Here is a 19,218-nt window from a genome sequence, read left to right on the forward strand (position 1 = left end):
GACCACCGATGGCCGGCTGTGCGTCCGACGTGCGCCGTCGTCCGACAAACCTACCCCGACCAGGGCGCGGGCGGGAAGCCCGACGCCGGCCGTCCCGCCCCGTCGGAGCACGTCAGCCGTGCTCGCGCTCCGGCTGGGCGAACTCGGGGTCCTGCGGTGGCGTGACCGCCGTGATCTTCACCTCGTCCTCGCGGGTGGTCGACGCCTCGGCGCCCGCCGTGCGCACCGTCGCCAGGGCGCCGCCGGGGATCTCCAGCGCACGGTCCATCGTCTCGGGGTCGCCGATCACGGTCCACTCGTACGGTGAGGACAGCGCGGTCCCGTCGACGACGATCGCGGCACGCTCGTCCTCGAACCAGGTGGACGTGACGAGCCGTACCCCGTTGAGCTCGACGACCTCCGCCCCCGCGTTCCGCAGCTCCTCCAGCACGTTGAACATCTGTGACGCCTTCAGCGACCCGCCCGGGTCCTGGATCGTGACGTGCACCCCCGGACCCTGCGCCGGCAGCCGGCCCGACAGGATGCCCTCGGACTCCGCCCGCTGCTCCGCGAGCTCGAGCGCCGACCTTGCCTGCCCCGACCCGGACTCCAGCTCGTCACGCGTCGACTCCAGCCCGGACACCTCGTCGCCCAGCTGCTGCGCACGGTCCGTGACCTCGTCCAGCAGGCGCACCAGGTCCTCCTGCCGCGCCGACGACAGCTGGTCCGACGCGGACTGCTGCACCTGGACGACGAGCGCGAACCCCAGTGCGGCACACAGCACGCCCGCGAGCACCTGGGACCGGCTGGCCCGGGGACGCAGCGCCGCACCCAACCGGCGCCACCCGCTCGTCGGGGACGCCGTCGTGGCGGCGCTCCCGGGTTCGACGTCGGGCTCTTCGATCTCCACGGCGGCCGCGGGCTCCGCGGCCCCTTCCGTCGCGACCGGTCCGGCGTCCGTCGTCCCCGTCGTCGCGGAGGAAGCCCGGCCGCCGTCCGTGGGCCCGGGGACGGCCGGGGTCTTCGGGGACGACCCACCCTGCACCGGGGCGTGGTCCTCCGGCTCGGCCCCTCCGCCGGGGCTGGGTCGGTCGGCCTCGTCGGTGACCTCGTCCGTGGTCTCAACGGTGGGCTCATGCGCTCCCCGGGCGTCGTCCGCGGCCTGCTCGGGGTCGGCCGACGGCGTGTCCGGAACATCGGTGTCGTCCGCCGTCGGGGCGTCGCTCTCGTGCGCCGTGTCACGGGTCGCGTCCGGGGCCCCGGACGCATCGGGTACCGGGGCCGCGTCGTCCGCGGGGGCCTCCTGGTCGTCCGCACCGTCGCCAGGCTCCTCCGGCCCCCGGGGCTCGTCGGTCGGCCCGCCGTCCACGGCGGCGTCCAGCTCCGGGACCTCCGGCGACGGCGTGCTCGGCGGCGCGTCCTCGTCGCCGGGGACGTCGGGGCGCTCGCCCGTCTGGTCGGTCATCCGCCGCTCACGCCTTGAACAGGTGGCGGCGGATCGCCGCCGCGTTCGAGAAGATCCGGATGCCCAGCACCACCACGACCGCGGTCGACAGCTGCGCACCCACGCCCAGCTGGTCGCCGAGGAACACGATGAACGCCGCGACCACCACGTTCGACAGGAACGACACCAGGAAGACCTTGTCGTCGAAGAGACCGTCGAGCTTGGCCCGCAGGCCCCCGAACAGGGCGTCCAGCGCGGCCACGACCGCGATCGGCAGATAGGGCTGCAGCGCCACCGGTACGGTCGGCTGCAGCACGAGACCGGCGATCACGCCGATCACGAGCCCGATCGCGGCGATCATGAGCGTTCCTCCTCGGTGTCCGACGACGATGTCTCCTGCGGGTCGCTGCCCGGCGCGGACTGCCCCGCACCCGACGGCGTCGCGTAGCGCAGAGTCTGGTTCCCCACGCCCGGCAGCGACAGGTCGCTCTGCGGGGTGACGCTCGACTGGATCCCGTAGCGCGACCCCAACAGCTGCAGGTACGCCGGGGCGCCGGAGCGAGCGTACGCGGTCTGCATGTCGTCGGCGTCGCCGATCGCACGGATCACGTACGTCGGCCCCGGCAGCGGCACCAGGTCCACCAGGATGGCGTCCCCCGCGTTCCGGATCGCCGAGAGCGACGTGAGCCGCTGGTCGTCCACCGAGATCGCCTCCGCGCCCGCCGCCCACAGGGCGTTCACCACGGTCTGCACGTCCGCGTCCCGCACCCGGGCGCTCGCGTCGGGGTCGGCCTCGGACTGCGCGGCGTCACCGTCCGACAGCGACACGACCAGGCCCGGGCCCGAGACGGCGGCCGAGCCGCTCACCACGCCGTCACGCTGCAGGGTCTGCAGCAACCCCGGGTCCTCGCTGGCGAGGGCGGTGTGCTGCAGACCCTCGATCTCGTCGCTCAACGCCACCGACCGGCCCTGCAACGACTCCACCTCGGCCCGCCGGTCCACGATCTGGTTCTCCAGCACCTCGCGCGCCGCGGCGACGTCCGCCTGCGGCGCTCGCAGCTGCCGGGCCGCCGAGACCGTCAGCAGCCCCAGCAGAGCCGCGAGCAGCAGCAGGAGCACGACGGCCAGCCCTCGCCGGCGCGCGGGGTGCCCGGCTCGTGCCGCCTCCGCACGACGCTCGGCCTCCTCCGCGTACCCCGGGTCCAGAGGCTTCTCCATCACCTCGACCAGCAGGGTCATCGACTCGTCCGGGCGACGCTGCCCGGGCGCACGCACAGGGGCGGTCACACGGCACCCCCGGCGCTCGCGGACCCCGCCAGCTCCCGCGCCTGCCGCACGTACTGCACGCCGGCCACCCAATAGAGGCCCACGCCCCACCAGGTGAACGCCCAGCCCACGACGTGCGCGACGCCGCCGACCGCGCCCGGCACGGTCGCCAGGAGCAGCAGCGGGAACGCGTACAGGAGGGCGAAGGTCCCGGCCTTGCCCACGAGGCTCACCGGCAGCGTGCCGTACCCGTGCCGAGCGAGCAGCGGGAGCAGGCACACGAGCATCACGTCCCGCGCCACGATCACGACGAGGAGCCACAGGGGGATCACGTCACGCCAGGTCAGCACGGCCAGGGTGACGAAGATGAAGAGGCGGTCCGCCGCCGGGTCGAGCATCTGGCCCAGGCGCGTCACCTGGTGCAGCCGGCGCGCCAGCACGCCGTCGAGCCAGTCAGTGAAGCCGGAGAAGGCCAGGACGCCCAGGGCCCACACGTCCTCGCCCACCACGATCAGCACCGCGAAGACCGGCACCAGTGCCAGACGCAGCAAGCTCACCAGGTTCGGGATCGTGAAGACCCGGCTGCTGATCTCCTGGCCCTCCTGCACGGGCACATCCTACGCACGGCCCCCGTGCTCAGTGGCCGAACTCACCGGCCCCTGCCGGACGGCACCCCGAACCGGCCGGTAGACTGGAGGAACCTTCGGAGTTCGTCGTGCCTCCCGCGTGTTCGTTGCGCCCCGTCTCAGACGGGGCTGGTGTGTGTCCGGGACAGAGCGACCGCGTCGCCATCTCGGCGACGCAGGACTCCTTCCCCCACCACCCACAGAACGGTGACCGCCTTGAGCATCCCTGACTCCACCCTGCCCACCGAGCAGACCATCTCCGAGCAGTCCGCCCCCGAGCAGACGGCCCCCACCGGTCCCACCTTCGCGGACCTCGGCCTGCCCGCCGCACTGCAGGCGGCCGTCGACGACCTCGGGTTCACCACGCCCTCGCCCATCCAGGCGCAGGCCATCCCCGAGCTCCTCGCCGGCCGCGACATCACCGGCGTCGCCCAGACCGGCACCGGCAAGACCGCCGCCTTCGGAATCCCCCTGCTCGCCGCGCTCGACCCCGACGCCGACGTCGCCGGCGGCCACGTGCAGGCCCTCGTCCTCGCCCCCACCCGCGAGCTCGCGCTCCAGGTCGCCGAGGCCGTCGAGTCCTTCGCCTCCCACCTCCCCCGGGTGCGCGTCACCTCCGTGTACGGCGGCTCCCCCTACCAGCCGCAGCAGCGCGCCCTGCGCGAGGGCGTCCACGTCGTCGTCGGCACCCCCGGCCGCGTCATGGACCACCTCGAGCGCGGTTCCATGTCGCTCGACGGCGTCAAGTTCCTCGTGCTCGACGAGGCCGACGAGATGCTGCGCATGGGCTTCGCCGAGGACGTCGAGACGATCTTCGGCCAGGCGCCCGCCGAGCGTCAGGTCGCGCTCTTCTCCGCGACCATGCCGCCCGCGATCCGCTCCGTCGCGGCGACGCACCTCAACAACCCCGTCGCGATCGCCGTCTCCCGCCAGTCCTCCACGGTGTCGACCGTCGAGCAGAACTACGCCGTCGTGCCCTTCCGGCACAAGATCGGCTCCCTGGTGCGCGTGCTCGCCACCTCCGACGCCGACGCGACCATCGTCTTCACCCGCACCCGTAAGGACGCCGAGGAGGTGGGCGCCGCCCTGGTGGAGCGCGGCACCTCCGCCGCCACCATCTCCGGCGACGTCGCCCAGAAGGAGCGCGAGAGGATCGTCGAGCGCCTCCGCTCGGGTGCCCTCGACGTCCTCGTCGCCACCGACGTCGCCGCCCGCGGCCTCGACGTCGACCGCATCGGCCTCGTCGTCAACTTCGACATCCCCCGCGAGGCCGAGGCCTACGTGCACCGCATCGGCCGCACCGGCCGCGCCGGCCGCACCGGCCGCGCGCTGTCGTTCGTCACCCCGCACGAGCGCGGCAAGCTCAAGCACATCGAGCGCACCATCCGTGCCTCCCTCACCGAGGTCGAGATCCCCTCGCCCCGGGACGTCTCCGCGCACCGGGCCAGCCGCCTGCTCGACGCCGTCGGCTCGCGCATCGAGGCCGGCCGTCTCGACCTGTACGCCCGGATGCTCCGCGAGCGGGTCGCCACGGCCGACGCCTCGGTCGAGGCCTCGGACGACGCCACGGAGAGCCCCGTCGCCGCCGGGGGCGACGACGACGCCCTGCAGGTCGCGGCCGCCCTCCTGGCGCTCGCGGTCGGGGACGACGGCCCGCAGCAGCGCGCCGCCCAGGAGGAGCACGAGCGCGAGCGCGCCGAGGCGAAGGGCGGCCGCACGCGCGAGACCCACCGCGCGGAGCGCACCGAGCGCGACGGCGACCGCACCGGCCGCCACCCCCGCTCCGACCGTGACGACCGCGGGCGCGGCATCCGCCGTCCCGCCGCCGGCACGCGCTACCGGATCTCCGTCGGGCACACCCACGGCGCGCAGCCGCGCGGCATCGTCGGGGCGCTCACGAACGAGGGCGGCCTGTCGGGCGGCGACATCGGCAAGATCGACATCTTCGGGAACTTCTCCCTGGTCGACATCAGCCGCACGCTCGACGACGCGGACATGAACCGCATCGGCCGTGCCCACGTGGCCGGCAAGGCGCTCCGCATCTCCCTCGACAAGGGCGCGCCCGAGCGCCGTGCCCCGCGCACGGAGCGCCCGCGCACCGACCGTCGTCCGGCCCGCACGGTCTGACACCGCCCGGGGTCGAGGCCCAGGACACAGCGACGCCCGCGAGCCGCACGGCTCGCGGGCGTTCGCGTCCCCGGATGCGCCGGTCAGGTGCGGTCGGGTGCCTCACCGAGGCTCACCACGAGGGCTCGCAGCCGCCGGGCCTCGGCCATGCCGCGCTCCCCGTCGGCCCGCTGGATCCCCATCACGGCGATGGTGCCGCCGTCGGCGAGATCGAGCCGCACCCACGGGTCGTTCGGGCCCATGCGCACCTCGACGACCTCGGGCCACGCGAGGGTCCTCGACCGGATGAGGTTGCGCACCCGCAGGCCCTCCGGCGAGGGCACCGCGTGCACTCCGCCGAGGCGCCACAGGAGCCACGTGACGGCGAGGGCGAAGGCGACGAACGACGCCTTGTTCACGGCGGCGGCACCGAGCGGACCGTTCGCGGCCAGCCCCACCACCACGCTGCCCACGGCGGCGACGACCCAGACGAACCAGGCGGAGACCTGCCCCCAGAGCGGCCGGAACGTGCGGAACCGGTCGGCCGCCGGCCCGGCGCCGACGCCGTCGCGCGGCACTCGGGGGTCCCTCATGCCCACCACGCTGCCACTGTCAGTCCTCGCTCGACAGGGCGGGTGCCGGGCAGGCGGCCCGACGGCACGGTCTCAGAGCCGGCTGGCGTGGATGGAGGTCACGATGATGCCTCGCGCCCCCACCTCGTACAACGCGTCCATCACGCGGTTGGTCTCGCTCCGCTTGACCATCGACCGCACTGCCGCCGACTCGCCGTTGTGCAGCGGCGACACGGTCGGCGACTCGAAGCCGGGCGTCACCGCGACGGCTGCGTCGACGAGCTCGATCGGCACGTCGTAGTCCATGAGCACGTACTCGTGCGCCGTGATCACGCCCTGCAGCCGGCGCGTGAGGACATCGAGGCCGGCGGGCTCCCCCACGTCGCTGCGGCGGATGAGCAGCGCCTCGGAGCGCAGGATCGGCTCACCGAAGACCTCGAGCCCGGCCGCGCGCAGCGTCGTGCCCGTCTCGACGACATCGGCGATGACGTCCGCCACCCCGAGGCGCACGGAGCTCTCCACCGCGCCGTCCAGGTGCACCACCGCCGCCGGCTCGATCCCCCGCTCCCGGAGATACGAACGGACCAGGGTGTCGTACGACGACGCCACCCTGCGCCCCGCGATCTGCTCGACGTCCGTGATCGTGCCCGCGGGCGCCGCGAAGCGGAACGTGGACGCGGCGAAGCCCAGCGGGAGGTGCTCGACGGCGTCGGCCTCCGAGTCGAGCATCAGGTCCCGGCCGGTGATGCCGACGTCGACGGTGCCGGACCCCACGTAGACCGCGACGTCACGCGGGCGCAGGAAGAAGAATTCGGCCCCGTTGTCCGGGTCGGCGAGCACGAGCTCGCGGGTGTCGCGCCGCTGGCGGTAGCCCGCCTCGCGCAGCATGTCGGAGGCCGGGACGGACAGGGATCCCTTGTTGGGGACGGCGATGCGGAGCACTGCGGTTACCTCGTTCTGATCAGGTCGGGGCGTGACGGGCGTCAGGGCGCGCGCAACGGACGAGCGGGGCCGCACCAGGTGGTACGGCCCCGGCCCGGGCGCTCACAGATGCGCGTACACGTCCTCGAGCGTCAGACCCTTGGCCAGCATGAGCACCTGCAGGTGGTACAGCAGCTGGGAGATCTCCTCCGCGGCGGCCTCGTCGGTCTCGTGCTCGGCGGCCATCCAGACCTCGGCGGCCTCTTCCACGATCTTCTTGCCGATCGCGTGCACGCCGGCGTCCAGCTCGGCCACGGTCCCCGACCCGGCGGGACGGGTGGTGGCCTTCTCGGTCAGCTCGGCGAACAGGGAGTCGAACGTCTTCACCCGCCCAGCCTAGACGCCGGGACCCGGGGTTCTGGGCAGGGTTCCGGTCCTCGGGACGGTGAGTCCCACCCGTTCAGGACGCTTGGCACACTATTTTTCCGAGAGAAGAGCAGACGAGAGAGACGGTCCCGCCCGCGCGTTCTCAGTGCGTGTGCGTCGATGCCAGGTCCCGCAGGGCGGCGATCTCCCCGGGGACGTCGTCCGCCCCGTAGACCGCCGAGCCCGCCACGAAGACGTTCGCCCCAGCGTCAGCGGCGCGCTCGATCGTGTCCCGCGACACTCCCCCGTCGACCTGGATCCACACGTCCAGCCCCGACTCCCCCACCGCCTGGCGGGCGCGCCGGATCTTCGGCAGCGTGCCGTCGATGAAGGACTGACCGCCGAAGCCCGGCTCGACCGTCATGACGAGGATCATGTCGACCTCCGGCAGGAGGTCGAGGAACGGCTCCACCGGGGTCGCCGGCCGCAGCGCCACCCCCGCCCGGGCACCCAGCCGCCGCAGCTCGCGCGCGAGGCGCACCGGCGCAGCCGCGGCCTCCGCATGGAACGTCACCGACGCCGCCCCCGCCTCCGCGTACGCCGGCGCCCAGCGGTCCGGGTCGTCGATCATCAGGTGCGCGTCGAGCGGCACCGGCGACACCTGGGCGAGACGCTCGAAGATCGGCAGGCCGAGCGTGAGGTTCGGCACGAAGTGGTTGTCCATGACGTCCACGTGCGCGTAGTCGGCAGTGGCGATGGCCCCCAGGTCGCGTTCGAGGTTCGCGAAGTCGGCGGACAGGATGCTCGGGTTGATCAGCGCAGGCATGCGCCCAGCGTAGGCGCGGCAGCCACTACGCTCGCCCCGTGCCACCGCTCCCCTCCCCCACGGGCCCGACGACGACACCGGGCCCGCTCGTGCGTGCCGCCGTCGCCGACGACCTGCCGACGATCGCCTCGATCCTCGAGCCGTACGTGACAAGCACGGCCGTCACGTTCGACGAGCAGGCCCCCGACGCCACCGCCTGGCGGCAGCGCCTCGCCGACCTCGACGCCCGCGGCCTGCCGTTCCTCGTGGCCGAGCTCGACGGCGCCGTGGTCGGGTATGCGTACGCCGCACCGTGGCGCCCCAAGGCCGCGTACCGCTACACGGTGGAGAACACGATCTACCTCGCCCCCGCCGTCCAGGGGCGAGGCGTCGGCACCCGGCTCCTCTCGGCACTGCTCGACGCGTGCGCCCTGGCCGGAGTGCGGCAGGTCGTCGCCGTCGTGGCCGACGACCCCGCCGCGGCCGGCTCGCTGCCGCTGCACCGCCGGCTGGGCTTCGAGGTGGCGGGCGTGCTGCGCGACGTCGGCGTGAAGCACGGCCGCACCGTCAGCACGATGCTGCTGCAGCGCACCCTCGCCTGACCCGCGAGGCGCCGGCAGCCGGCGTCAGCGGGTGCGGCGCAGCAGCGTGAGGTGCATCGCGTCCGTGCCGTGCGCGTGCGGCCAGAGCTGCACGTCCAGTCCGTGCGCCCCGCCGTCGGCGGCCCCGAGGTCGAGGTCGGCGCCCGGCACGAGCACGGCCCGCACCGCAGCGCGCGCGTCCATCCGCTCGGCGTCGTCGCGACGGCGCAGCACGTCGTCCACCACCAGCCGCGTCTCCGCCAGGTGGGGCGAGCACGTCACGTAGGCCACGACGCCGCCCGGGCGCACCGCGTCGAGCGCCGACCCCAGCAGCTCACGCTGGAGCGCGCTCAGCGTGCCCAGGTCGGCCGGGGTACGACGCCACCGGGACTCGGGACGACGACGCAGGGCACCGAGCCCGGTGCACGGTGCGTCGACCAGCACCCGGTCGTAGGCGGCCGGCTCATCCGCGCCGACCTCGCGGCCGTCGCCCGTGCGCACCCGCTCCACCACGCCCTCGGGCACGGCGCGCAGTGCCCGCTCCACCAAGCGCGCGCGGTGCGGCTGCAGCTCGTTGGCGACGAGCGAGGCGCCCCGCTCCCCCGCCAGTGCGGCGAGCAGCGCGGCCTTCCCGCCCGGACCGGCGCACAGGTCGAGCCAGCGCGCGTCGGCGCCGTCGAGCGGGGCGCCCGCGAGCGCGAGGGTCACGAGCTGGGAGCCCTCGTCCTGCACGCCCGCCCGGGCGTCGGCGACGGCGGCCAGCCCGGCGGGGTCGCTCCCCCCGGCGAGGACGAGCGCGGTGGGAGCCCAGTGCCCCGGCTCCAGACGCACGTCGGTGTCCTCGGCCTGCTGCTGGAGCACGTCGGGCCCGGCGAGCCCTGGCCGCGCGACGAGGGTGACCCGGGGGGCGGTGTTGTCGGCGTCGAGCAGGTCGGCGATCTCGTCGGGGCTGCGTCCGTGGCCCACGAGCGCCTCCCGCAGGGCCCGCGTGATCCACACGGGGTGCGACCCGACCGTGGCGAGCCCGGTGACGGCGTCGGGCGCCTCGTCGGTGAGGGTCGCGAGCCAGCCGTCGAGCGGAGTGCGGCCGACGGCGCGCAGGACGGCGTTGACCATCTGGGCGGGCCCGGCGCCCACGCGGTCGCGGGCGAGGGCGACCGTCTCGGAGACGGCAGCGTGGGCGGGGACCCGCATGCCCAGGACCTGGTGGGCACCGAGACGGAGGACGTCGAGCACCTCCGGGTCGAGCTGGTCGAGGGGGCGCGAGACGCAGCGCGCAAGGATCGCGTCGTAGCGGCCGCGCAGGCGCAGCGTGCCGTACGCGAGCTCGGTGGCGAACGCGGCGTCGCGGCCCGCGATGCGGCGCTCGCGCAGCAGGGGCGGCAGGACGAGGTTGGCGTACGCGTCCGAGCCGTCCACCTGTCGCAGCACGTCGTAGGCGGCGGTGCGCGCCGGGTCGGTGCGGCGGCGGCGCTCGCCGGGTGCCTGGGCGCTGCGCTGCGTCTCCCCCCGGGCGCGGGCACCGCCGCGTTGGCGGCCCTTGCTGTCGCGGTGGTCGTCCCGGCGCGGGCCGCGCTCGCGGCCGTCGGCGCTCATCGGGCGTCCTGCCCGAGACGCAGGTCGGCGTCCCCGGTGAACAGGCCGCGGGCGCCGCGTGCCCAGTCGGCGGCAGCCATGGGCTTCTTGCCGACGGGCTGCACCTGCCCGAGGGCGACGGCGTGCGTGGCGGTCCCGACGAGGACCTCCTTCTTGCCGGCGCGCACCTGGCCGGGGGCGAGGTCGGTGACGTCGGGGCGCGGCGTGACGGGGCCGATGCCGAGGCGGGCGCCGGGGGCGGCGTCGGGTCCGGACGTGGGCGGCAGGGTGGTCCACGCCCCCGGGGCGGGGGTGACGGCGCGCACGCGGCGGTCGACGGCGAGGGCGGGGTCGTCCCAGCGGACGCGGGCGTCGTCGGTCGTGACCTTGGGGGCGAGGGACGCGCCGTCGGCGGGCTGCGGCTGAGGGGCGAGGGTGCCGTCCTCGAGGGCGTCCAGGGTCGCGACGAGCAGGTCGGCGCCGCTGGTGGCCAGTCGGCCGAGGAGATCGCCCGAGGTGTCGCGGGGTCGGATGGTCTCGGTGGCGGTGCCGAGCACGGGGCCGGTGTCCATGCCCTCGTCGAGCAGGAACGTGGTGGCCCCGGTGACCTCGTCGCCGGCGAGGACGGCGTGCTGCACGGGGGCGGCGCCGCGCCAGGCGGGCAGCACCGAGAAGTGGAGGTTGACCCAGCCGAGCCGGGGGATGGCGAGCACGTCGGGGCGCAGCAGGTGCCCGTAGGCGACGACGGGCGCGGCGTCGACGTCGAGCTCCCGCAGCCGGGCGAGGAACTCCTCCCCCCGCGGTCGCTCGGTGAGGACCGGGATCCCGGCCTCCTCGGCCGCGAGACGGACCGGGTTCGGCACGACGCGGCGGCCGCGCCCGGCGGGGGCGTCCGCCCGGGTCAGGACGGCGACGACCTCGTGACGGGACGCCAGGAGGACGCGCAGGGACGGGACGGCGGGTTCGGGGGTTCCGGCGAAGAGCAGGCGCACCACCCGATCGTAGTCGGGCGCCGGGGGTCGGAGACCGGGCCGGAGACCGGGCCGGCCGGTGTCACTCCGGCGGGGCCACCGGAAGACCTCGTGCGCGCAGCGCTGTGCGCAGCGTGGGCGTGCCGGTGAAGCGGACGGCGTGGAACCCCAGGCTGGCGGCGGCGGCGACGTTGGCGGGGCTGTCGTCGACGAAGACGGCGCGGGCGGGGTCGACGTCGTGCGTGGCGGCGAGGTGCCGGAAGATCGCGGGGTCGGGCTTGGCCAGGCCCACTCGGCCGGAGACGACCACCTGCTCCATGCGCGCCGTGGCGGGCGCGGCCGTGGCGGCGTGCGCGAACAGCTCGGCGGACCAGTTGGTGAGCCCCAGGAGACGGACGTCAGCGGCGCGCAGCTCCTCGACGAGCTCCGCCGACCCCTCCACGGGGCCCGTGAGGGTGCCGTCGAAGCCGGCGACGTACTCGTCCAGGAGGAGCAGCGGATGGGGGCGATCCGTGAGGCTCGCACGGGCGTCGGCCCAACTACGGCCGGCGTCCTGGGCGTGGTTGAAGGCGGGGAAGTCGATCTCCGCCATCCAGGCGTCGACCTCCGCCCGGGAGCGCCGGGGGAACGCGCCGTACGGGTCCCAGGCGACGAGGACGTTGCCGAAGTCGTACACCACGGTGTCGACGGGCTGGCTGCTGTCGGTCATCAGAGCATCTCCTTGGGGTCCACCTGCACACGGACGGAGCCACCCTCACGTCGCGCCGACCGCACCGCGAGGGATCCGCGCAGCTGCGCGGCGAGCTCGCCGCCCTGGGCGAGGGGGACGCGCAGCACGGTGCGCACCTGGGGTTCGAGCGTGGACGCGCGGCGCGGGTCGGCGTCGGGCTGCTCGACGGGTCCGAGGACGCTGTCGGGGCCGGCGAGGGAGAGCCGCCCCACGACGGCGTCCACCGCGCCCCGGTCGCCCGTGACCGCGGCGACGCGGACCGCGGGCGGCAGCGCGAGCTCGCGGCGCTCGACGAGCTCACGGTCGGCGAGGCCGGCGGGGTCGTAGCGCACGAGGGCGCCGGTCGGGGCGGGCGCGGCGTCCCCGACGAGGAGCACCTGTCCCCCGGCACGGGCGGGGTGCACGAGAGCCGCGGCGGCGAGCCAGCGGTGCAGGGCCTCGGTCGCGGTGGCGAGCCCGGTGCCCGCGGTGGCCACCGCGGCGTCCAGCAGGAGCGCGACGGCGTAGCCGCCGTCCGCCACCGGTTCGGCGCCCGGGGTGGCCACGACGAGCGCCGGCTCGGGCCCGACACGGTCGAGCACTCCCCCGGGCGCCGAGGACGCGGACACGCGCACGGGGGTGCCGGCGAACGCGCGGCCGAGCTCCTCGGCGGTGCGGTCGGAGCCGACGCGGACGGCGCGCACCCGGGTGTCACCGCACTCCTCGCAGCGCCACCCGCCGGCGAGGCGGCCGCACCAGGAGCACTGGGGCGCGGATCCGGTGCGCGTCATGCCGAGGGGGCCGTGGCAGGCGCCGCAGCGTGCGGCGGTGCGGCACCGGGCGCAGGCGACGACGGGCAGGTAGCCGGTCCGGGGCACCTGCACCAGCACGGGGCCGCGCGCGAGGCCGTCCCGGGCCGCGCGCCAGGCGGCGGTGGGCAGCCGGGCCGCCGCCCCCGGGCCTTCGGCGGCCAGCTCGACGGAGGTGAGGGCCCGGACGCGGGGCGCACGGACGCGGAGCACGTCCCGGGGGGCCGCGATCTCGCGCGCCCACCCCGAGGCGAGCAGCGCCTGCGCCTGGACCGTGCGCCCCGGGGACGCGAGGAGGAAGGCGGCGTCCTCGAGGTCGCTGCGCAGCGCGAGCACGTCGCGGGCGTGCGGGTAGGGCGCGTGCGGCTCGGCGAGGGTGTCCTCGCCGTCCCCCCACAGCACGACGAGCCCGAGGTCGGGCACGGGCGCGAACATGGCGGCCCGTGTCCCGACCACGACGTCCGCGAGGCCGTGCCTCGCCCGCAGGAAGGCGCGGTAGCGCGGGGCTGGACCGTCGTCGGCGAGGAGCCGCACGACGTCGTCGACCCCGGCCTCGGCGAGAGCGGTGACCGTGCGCTCGACGTCGCGGGCGTCAGGGGCGACGACGAGGACGCGGCGCCCGCCCGCGACGGTCGCGCGGGCCGCCTGCGCGACGGCGGCGGCCCAGTGCGGCACGTGCGCGGGTCCGTCCCCGACCGGGGGTGCAAGGCCCGGCAGCGGGGTCCAGACGGCGCGCGGGGCCTGCCCTGCCAGGAGGTGGCGGCAGAACGCCTCGCCGCCGAGGTAGGACGCCCAGGCCGACGTGGCGCCGTCCGCGGGCGGCGTCGCGCTACCGTCGCCGGCGTCGTCCGTGGAGGGCTCGGACCCCGCGGCGGGGTCGACCGGCTCCTCCTGCGCGGCGGCCTCGGCGAGGACGGCGAGCACCTCCTTCTCGACCCGGGCGTGCCGGGGCGGCACGGCCAGCCGCAGCACGTCGGCAAGGGTGCCGGCGTACCGGTCGGCGACCGCGCGGGCGAGCCGCAGCACCGGCTCCGACAGCACGGGGTCGGCGGAGACGACCCGCTTCAAGGGCACGAGGCGGCCTTCGTGGTCGGACGTCTCCCGACGCTCCACGACGTACCCCGACACCTCCTGCGGCCCGAACCTCGCGCGCACGCGCACCCCCGGCCGCGCGTCGTCGGACATGGGGGCGGGCACGAGGTAGTCGTACGGGCGGTCCAGGTGCGCCGGCTGCAGGTCCAGCACCACCCGGGCGACGGGCAGCTCGTCGGCGACCGGCGTCGCCCCCAGGGCCGCCTTGCGCCCGCCGTTCCGCCGCTTCGCGCCCGACGTGCGCGGGGCGGGCACGTCGTCGAGCCCGAGCAGCGCGGGCTGCTCGGGCTCGGGGGTGTCGGTCACGGGCTCATCCCATCATGCGCCGCCGACGGCGCGGGGCACCCGAGGCGTGCCCGCCAGGTCAGACGGCGGCCCGCAGGGCGTCCACGCGGTCGGTGCGCTCCCAGGTGAACCCGGGCAGGTCGCGCCCGAAGTGGCCGTAGGTGGCCGTCGCCGCGTACACGGGGCGCAGCAGGTCGAGGTCGCGGATGATCGCCGCCGGGCGCAGGTCGAAGACCGCCTCGATGGCGGCCGCGATGCGCTCCGTGGGCACGGACTCGGTGCCGAACGTCTCGACGTACAGGCCCACCGGGTGCGCCTTGCCGATCGCGTACGCCACCTGCACCTCGCAGCGGCGCGCCAGCCCGGCCGCGACCACGTTCTTCGCCACCCAGCGCATCGCGTACGCGGCGGACCGGTCGACCTTCGACGGGTCCTTGCCGGAGAACGCGCCGCCGCCGTGGCGGGCCATGCCGCCGTAGGTGTCGACGATGATCTTGCGGCCCGTGAGCCCGGCGTCGCCCTGCGGGCCGCCGACGACGAACTTGCCCGTCGGGTTGACGATGAGACGCGCGTCCGCCGTCTCGACGCCGGTCTGCTCGGCGATCTGCGCGAGGACAGGGGCGATCACCTGATCGGCCACCTCGCGCTGCAGCTTCTCCTGCACGATGTCGGCGTCGTGCTGGGTCGAGAGCACCACCGTGTCGATGCGCACCGGGCGGTCGCCGTCGTAGGCGACCGTCACCTGCGTCTTGCCGTCGGGGCGCAGACCGGGCAGCTCGCCCGAGCGCCGCACGGCCGCGAGCCGCTCCGCCAGCCGGTGCGAGGTCCAGATCGGCAGGGGCATCAGCTCCGGCGTCTCGTCCGTCGCGTACCCGAACATCAGGCCCTGGTCGCCCGCCCCCTGCGCGTCCAGCGGGTCGCGCGAGATCCCCGGGCCCGACGCGTCGTCGCGGTCCTCGAGGCTCTTGTCGACGCCCTGGGCGATGTCGGGCGACTGCTGCCCGATCGACACGGACACGCCGCAGGAGTCGCCGTCGAAGCCGATCGCCGAGGAGGTGTACCCGATCCGCCGCACGACCTCGCGCACGATCTGCGGGATCTCGACGTACGCATCCGTGGTGACCTCGCCGGCGACGTGCACGAGGCCCGTCGTCACCATCGTCTCCACGGCGACGCGGGAACGCGGGTCCTGCGCGAGGAGCGCGTCCAGGATGGCGTCGGAGATCTGGTCGCACACCTTGTCCGGGTGGCCCTCGGTCACGGACTCGGACGTGAAGAGGCGCAGCGCATCGGTCATGCCGCACAGCCTACGGGCAGCAGGCCGCCTGACCAGGTCTCCGGGGCAGGGAATGTCTCACATGCTGGGGTGAATCTCAGATGGCGGGCAACGTCTTGGCCACGGCGTCCCAGATCGCGTCGGCGACGGCACGCTTGGTACCGGACGCCTCCGCCACGACATCCCCCTGCCCGTCGAGCACGGTGACGGCGTTGGTCGGGGCACCGAACCCGCGCCCGGCTCCCACAGCGTTGACCGCGAGGAGGTCCGCGCCCTTGCGCCGGGCCTTGCGGCGCCCGTGGTCGAGCACCGATCCGTCGGCGTCGCCCGTCTCGGCGGCGAAGCCGACGACGAGCTGCCCGGGCCGCAGCCGGTCGGCGGCCAGCTCCGCGAGCACGTCCGGGTTCTCCACGAGGGCGATCGGGTCCGGGCCCGCGCCGGGCACCTTCTTGATCTTCGCGTCGGGGACGTCCGTCGGCCGGAAGTCCGCGACGGCAGCGGCCATGACGACGACGTCCGATGCCGCGGCCGCGGCGCGCACGGCGTCCCGCAGCTCGGCGGTGGTCTCCACCGGGACGACGACGACCCCCGCGGCCAGCGCGGCGGCGCACACGGCGGCGTCGAGGTTGGCCGCCACGAGCGTCACGTCGGCGCCGCGCGCGCGGGCGGCCTCGGCCAGCGCCGCGCCCTGTCGGCCGCTGGACCGGTTGCCGATGAAGCGCACCGGGTCGATGGGCTCGCGTGTGCCGCCGGCGGACACGACGACGGTGCGGCCCGCCAGGTCGCCGTGCCGCGGGTCGCCGACGTCCGAGGCCGCGGCAGCGAGGGCCACGCGAGCGATCTCCTCCGGCTCGGGCAGCCGGCCCGGCCCGGTGTCGGCACCGGTGAGACGACCGCTCTCCGGCTCGATCACCGTGACGCCACGTGCGCGCAGCGTCGCCACGTTGGCGCGGGTGGCGGGGTGCTCCCACATCTCGGTGTGCATCGCGGGTGCCATCACGACCGGGCACCGCGCGGTGAGGAGCGTCGAGGTGAGGAGGTCGTCGGCGCGGCCGCCCGCCGCCCGGGCGAGGAGGTCCGCCGTCGCGGGGGCGACGACCACGAGGTCGGCGCCCTGCCCGAGCGCGACGTGCGGCACGTGCGCGACGTCCTCGAACACCTCGTCCGTGACGGGCTCGCCGGACAGGGCCTCGAACGTCGGCGCGCCGACGAACCGCAGGGCCGACGCCGTCGGGATCACGCGGACCGCGTGCCCCTCCTCGCGCAGCAGGCGCAGCAGCAGCACCGCCTTGTACGCGGCGATGCCACCACTGACGCCCAGCAGGATCCTCATCGCGGGTCTACTTCGTCCCGAGGGTCATCAGGCCGCAGGGGCCGTCAGAAGGTGATCTCGTCGCCGGGCTCGGCGACCGGCTCCGCGGCGTCCGCGGGCTTCTCCTCGACCGGCGTGGACACGAGGAGGCCGGCGTTGATCTCGCGCATGGCGATGGAGAGCGGCTTCTCCTGGTTGCGGGTCTCCACCAGCGGGCCCACGTTCTCCAGCAGGCCCTCGTTGAGCTGCGAGTAGTAGGCGTTGATCTGGCGCGCGCGCTGGGACGCGTACAGCACGAGGCCGTACTTCGAGTCGGTGCGCTCGAGCAGCTCGTCGATCGGCGGGTCGGTGATGCCGATGGGCTGGGCCACGGTTCCGGCCATGGGTCACACTCCAGACAAAGTTCGGTGACGGTGTGGGTGACGAGACGTCAGGGGGTCAGCAGCCCATCCTACCTGCGTTCACCCCGTGACCTGTGGCGCCGGCGACGTCACGCCCATCACGCGTGCGAGCTCGTCCGTGGCGTGCGTGACATCGCCGTTGACGATCGTCACGTCGAACTCGGGCTCCGCCGCGAGCTCGGTCCGCGCGGTGCGCAGGCGCCGCTCCCGTTCCTCGGCGTCCTCCGTGCCCCGGCCGACCAGCCGCCGCACGAGCTCGTCGAAGCTCGGCGGGGCGAGGAAGACGAACTGCGCCGCCAGGCCCCTCGACGTCACGGCCTCCCGCACCTGCCGCGCCCCCTGCAGGTCGATCTCCAGGAGCGTCGGCACACCGGCCGCGAGATGCTCCTCGACCGGCCCGCGCGGCGTGCCGTACCGGTGCCGGCCGTGCACGACCGCCCACTCGAGCATCTCGCCCTCGGCGACCATCCGGTCGAACTCGTCGGGCGAGACGAACAGGTAGTGCACGCCGTGCACCTCGCCCGGACGTGCGGGTCGGGTCGTCGCCGAGACCGACAACCACACCTGCGGGTAGCGCGCGCGGATGTCGGCCGAGACGGTGCCCTTGCCCACGGCCGTGGGCCCGGCGAGCACGGTCAGCCGGGCCGGCACCGGCTCCGCGGCCGCGCCGACGGGGGCGGTGACGGAAGGTTCGTGCGGTGCCGGACTGCCGGCGGGTGGTGCGGAAATGTCAGCCAAACCTCTCGATGAGCGCCGAAGCCTGGTGCGGCCCGAGGCCACGGACACGGCGGGTCTCGGCGATCCCGATCTCCTCCATGATCGCCCGGGCCTTCACCTTACCGACCCCCGGGAGCGACTCGAGCAGCGAGACGACCTTGAGCTTGCCCACGACGTCGTCCTTCTGCCCCTTCTCGATCACGTCCTTGAGGGAGCCCTGGGAGTACTTCAACCGGTTCTTGATCTCCGCGCGGACGCGCCGAGCCTCGGCCGCTTTTTCCAGGGCCGCAGCACGCTGTTCCGGGGTGAGAGGGGGGAGAGCCACGCAAGTCACCTACTCTGTCGGTCCGCTTGATGAGGAACTGCTCCCTCGAAAGTAGCCACGACCTGCGAAGGCGGCAATCCGTAGCGCGGGGCGAGTCGGCGATCGACCGGGAGGAAAGCGGCATTCGGGTCAGCACATCGTCGCAGGTCGCGTGCGTGCGGCAAAAAGGCCTCCCCGCCCGGGTGCGTGGCAGCCTACGTTCGGCGCATGCCGACCGACGACACCTCCGCCCGGACCACCCCCGACAAGACCGTGGCGGACGCCGCCCACGACGGCTGGTTCCCCGAGAGCGTCGCCGCCTCCTACGACTCCTCCACCGACCGCGAGTTCGACGAGGCGGTCGTCGCGCGCACCGTCGACGTGCTCGCCGACCTCGCCGGGGACGGTGCCGCCCTCGAGCTGGCCGTCGGCACCGGTCGCGTCGCCGCGCCGCTCGCGCTGCGCGGGGTGCCGACCTCCGGCATCGAGCTCTCGCGGGCGATGGCGGCGCGCATCGCGGGCAAGCCCGGCGGCGAGCGGGTGACCGTGACCATCGGGGACATGACCCGGACCCGCGTGCCCGGGGAGTTCGCCGTCGCCTACCTCGTCTTCAACACGATCGGGAACGTCACGACGCAGGACGGGCAGGTCGACTGCTTCCGCACCGCGGCCGCACACCTGCGCCCGGGCGGGCACTTCGTCGTCGAGGTCGGTGTGCCGCCGCTGCGCAGGCTGCCGCCCGGTCAGGACACCGTGCCCTACACGGTCGCGCCCGACGGGGCGGGCGGCGGGTACGTGGGCTTCGACCGCCTCGACGTGGTGACACAAGGGTTCACCTCGAACCACGTGACCGTCGGTCCCGACGGCACAGGGCGGTTCCGCTCGCTGCCGTTCCGGTACGTGTGGCCGGCCGAGCTCGACCTCATGGCCCGTATCGCCGGGATGCGCCTGACCCACCGGTGGGAGGACTGGGACCGCACCCCCTTCACGGCCGAGAGCGAGCGGCACGTCTCCGTCTGGCAGGTGCCGCCGGCCAGCTGACGGGCGCGCCCGCGCGCGGACGAGCAGGAGGGCCGCACCCGGTCGGGTGCGGCCCTCCTG

20 protein-coding genes are annotated in these 19,218 nt (G+C 75.0%); 3 read left to right on the top strand and 17 right to left on the bottom strand.

The window, feature by feature from the left end:
• Nucleotides 1–112 precede the first annotated feature (112 nt).
• The 4 genes from B5Y66_RS14530 to B5Y66_RS14545 are packed head-to-tail and all read right to left on the bottom strand — an operon-like array spanning nt 113 to nt 3,297.
• Nucleotides 113–1,444 carry a DUF881 domain-containing protein gene (locus B5Y66_RS14530; protein ID WP_079575211.1) on the bottom strand — a complete coding sequence of 444 codons (1,332 nt, stop codon included), beginning with the start codon at nt 1,442–1,444 and terminating at the stop codon, nt 113–115.
• Between the two features lie 7 nt (nt 1,445–1,451).
• Entirely contained in the window at nt 1,452–1,784 is a 333-nt protein-coding gene (locus B5Y66_RS14535) for a small basic family protein (protein WP_079575212.1), read from the bottom strand.
• A complete protein-coding gene (locus B5Y66_RS14540; RefSeq protein ID WP_079575213.1) occupies nt 1,781–2,662 on the bottom strand; it encodes a DUF881 domain-containing protein in 882 nt (293 codons plus the stop codon). Before B5Y66_RS14540 ends, B5Y66_RS14535 begins: the two co-directional genes overlap by 4 nt.
• A gap of 44 nt (nt 2,663–2,706) precedes the next feature.
• Nucleotides 2,707–3,297 (bottom strand): CDP-alcohol phosphatidyltransferase family protein, encoded by a 591-nt coding sequence (locus B5Y66_RS14545; protein WP_079575214.1) that lies wholly within the window; start codon nt 3,295–3,297, stop codon nt 2,707–2,709.
• Nucleotides 3,298–3,531: 234 nt separating this feature from the next.
• On the opposite strand from B5Y66_RS14545, the gene B5Y66_RS14550 reads away from it, so the two are divergent.
• On the top strand, nt 3,532–5,442 hold the full coding sequence (locus B5Y66_RS14550; RefSeq protein WP_079575509.1) for a DEAD/DEAH box helicase: 1,911 nt from the start codon (nt 3,532–3,534) through the stop codon (nt 5,440–5,442).
• 83 nt (nt 5,443–5,525) lie between these two features.
• Here the strand turns inward: B5Y66_RS14550 and B5Y66_RS14555 are convergent, their stop codons facing one another.
• From B5Y66_RS14555 to rpe, 4 genes are all read right to left on the bottom strand, one after another.
• Nucleotides 5,526–6,014 carry a PH domain-containing protein gene (locus tag B5Y66_RS14555; RefSeq protein WP_079575510.1) on the bottom strand — a complete coding sequence of 163 codons (489 nt, stop codon included), beginning with the start codon at nt 6,012–6,014 and terminating at the stop codon, nt 5,526–5,528.
• A gap of 72 nt (nt 6,015–6,086) precedes the next feature.
• The gene (gene hisG / locus B5Y66_RS14560) at nt 6,087–6,935 is read right to left on the bottom strand and encodes an ATP phosphoribosyltransferase (RefSeq protein ID WP_079575215.1); all 849 of its coding nucleotides are present in this window, start codon (nt 6,933–6,935) and stop codon (nt 6,087–6,089) included.
• 102 nt (nt 6,936–7,037) lie between these two features.
• Nucleotides 7,038–7,301, bottom strand: a complete 264-nt coding sequence (locus B5Y66_RS14565) for a phosphoribosyl-ATP diphosphatase (RefSeq protein ID WP_079575216.1) — start codon at nt 7,299–7,301, stop codon at nt 7,038–7,040.
• Between the two features lie 142 nt (nt 7,302–7,443).
• Nucleotides 7,444–8,106, bottom strand: coding sequence for a ribulose-phosphate 3-epimerase (gene rpe, locus B5Y66_RS14570; protein WP_079575217.1), 663 nt, complete (start codon nt 8,104–8,106; stop codon nt 7,444–7,446).
• 38 nt (nt 8,107–8,144) lie between these two features.
• On the opposite strand from rpe, the gene B5Y66_RS14575 reads away from it, so the two are divergent.
• Entirely contained in the window at nt 8,145–8,687 is a 543-nt protein-coding gene (locus tag B5Y66_RS14575; RefSeq protein ID WP_176168880.1) for a GNAT family N-acetyltransferase, read from the top strand.
• A 24-nt stretch (nt 8,688–8,711) separates the two neighbouring features.
• Here B5Y66_RS14575 and B5Y66_RS14580 read toward each other — a convergent pair whose 3' ends face one another.
• The 9 genes from B5Y66_RS14580 to mihF all read right to left on the bottom strand — a co-directional run bounded on the left by B5Y66_RS14580 (nt 8,712) and on the right by mihF (nt 18,138).
• The gene (locus B5Y66_RS14580) at nt 8,712–10,262 is read right to left on the bottom strand and encodes an RsmB/NOP family class I SAM-dependent RNA methyltransferase (protein ID WP_079575219.1); all 1,551 of its coding nucleotides are present in this window, start codon (nt 10,260–10,262) and stop codon (nt 8,712–8,714) included.
• Nucleotides 10,259–11,233 carry a methionyl-tRNA formyltransferase gene (gene fmt, locus B5Y66_RS14585; protein ID WP_079575511.1) on the bottom strand — a complete coding sequence of 325 codons (975 nt, stop codon included), beginning with the start codon at nt 11,231–11,233 and terminating at the stop codon, nt 10,259–10,261. Before fmt ends, B5Y66_RS14580 begins: the two co-directional genes overlap by 4 nt.
• A 61-nt stretch (nt 11,234–11,294) precedes the next feature.
• Entirely contained in the window at nt 11,295–11,921 is a 627-nt protein-coding gene (locus B5Y66_RS14590; RefSeq protein WP_079575220.1) for an HAD family hydrolase, read from the bottom strand.
• On the bottom strand, nt 11,921–14,128 hold the full coding sequence (locus tag B5Y66_RS14595) for a primosomal protein N' (protein WP_079575221.1): 2,208 nt from the start codon (nt 14,126–14,128) through the stop codon (nt 11,921–11,923). Before B5Y66_RS14595 ends, B5Y66_RS14590 begins: the two co-directional genes overlap by 1 nt.
• Before the next feature lie 58 nt (nt 14,129–14,186).
• The gene (metK, locus tag B5Y66_RS14600) at nt 14,187–15,404 is read right to left on the bottom strand and encodes a methionine adenosyltransferase (RefSeq protein WP_079575222.1); all 1,218 of its coding nucleotides are present in this window, start codon (nt 15,402–15,404) and stop codon (nt 14,187–14,189) included.
• Nucleotides 15,405–15,480: 76 nt separating this feature from the next.
• Nucleotides 15,481–16,716 carry a bifunctional phosphopantothenoylcysteine decarboxylase/phosphopantothenate--cysteine ligase CoaBC gene (coaBC, locus tag B5Y66_RS14605; protein WP_079575223.1) on the bottom strand — a complete coding sequence of 412 codons (1,236 nt, stop codon included), beginning with the start codon at nt 16,714–16,716 and terminating at the stop codon, nt 15,481–15,483.
• Between the two features lie 44 nt (nt 16,717–16,760).
• On the bottom strand, nt 16,761–17,078 hold the full coding sequence (gene rpoZ / locus B5Y66_RS14610; RefSeq protein ID WP_079575224.1) for a DNA-directed RNA polymerase subunit omega: 318 nt from the start codon (nt 17,076–17,078) through the stop codon (nt 16,761–16,763).
• A gap of 78 nt (nt 17,079–17,156) precedes the next feature.
• The gene (gene gmk, locus B5Y66_RS14615) at nt 17,157–17,747 is read right to left on the bottom strand and encodes a guanylate kinase (protein WP_245807133.1); all 591 of its coding nucleotides are present in this window, start codon (nt 17,745–17,747) and stop codon (nt 17,157–17,159) included.
• A gap of 79 nt (nt 17,748–17,826) precedes the next feature.
• Nucleotides 17,827–18,138 (bottom strand): integration host factor, actinobacterial type, encoded by a 312-nt coding sequence (mihF, locus tag B5Y66_RS14620; RefSeq protein ID WP_079575226.1) that lies wholly within the window; start codon nt 18,136–18,138, stop codon nt 17,827–17,829.
• A gap of 207 nt (nt 18,139–18,345) precedes the next feature.
• Here mihF and B5Y66_RS14625 point away from each other — a divergent pair, with 207 nt between their 5' ends.
• Complete coding sequence (locus B5Y66_RS14625; RefSeq protein WP_079575227.1) at nt 18,346–19,158, top strand: class I SAM-dependent DNA methyltransferase; 813 nt, start codon at nt 18,346–18,348, stop codon at nt 19,156–19,158.
• The last annotated feature ends 60 nt before the right edge of the window (nt 19,159–19,218 follow it).

It is taken from the genome of Krasilnikoviella flava (genome assembly GCF_900167525.1).
Lineage (GTDB): Bacteria > Actinomycetota > Actinomycetes > Actinomycetales > Cellulomonadaceae > Isoptericola > Isoptericola flavus.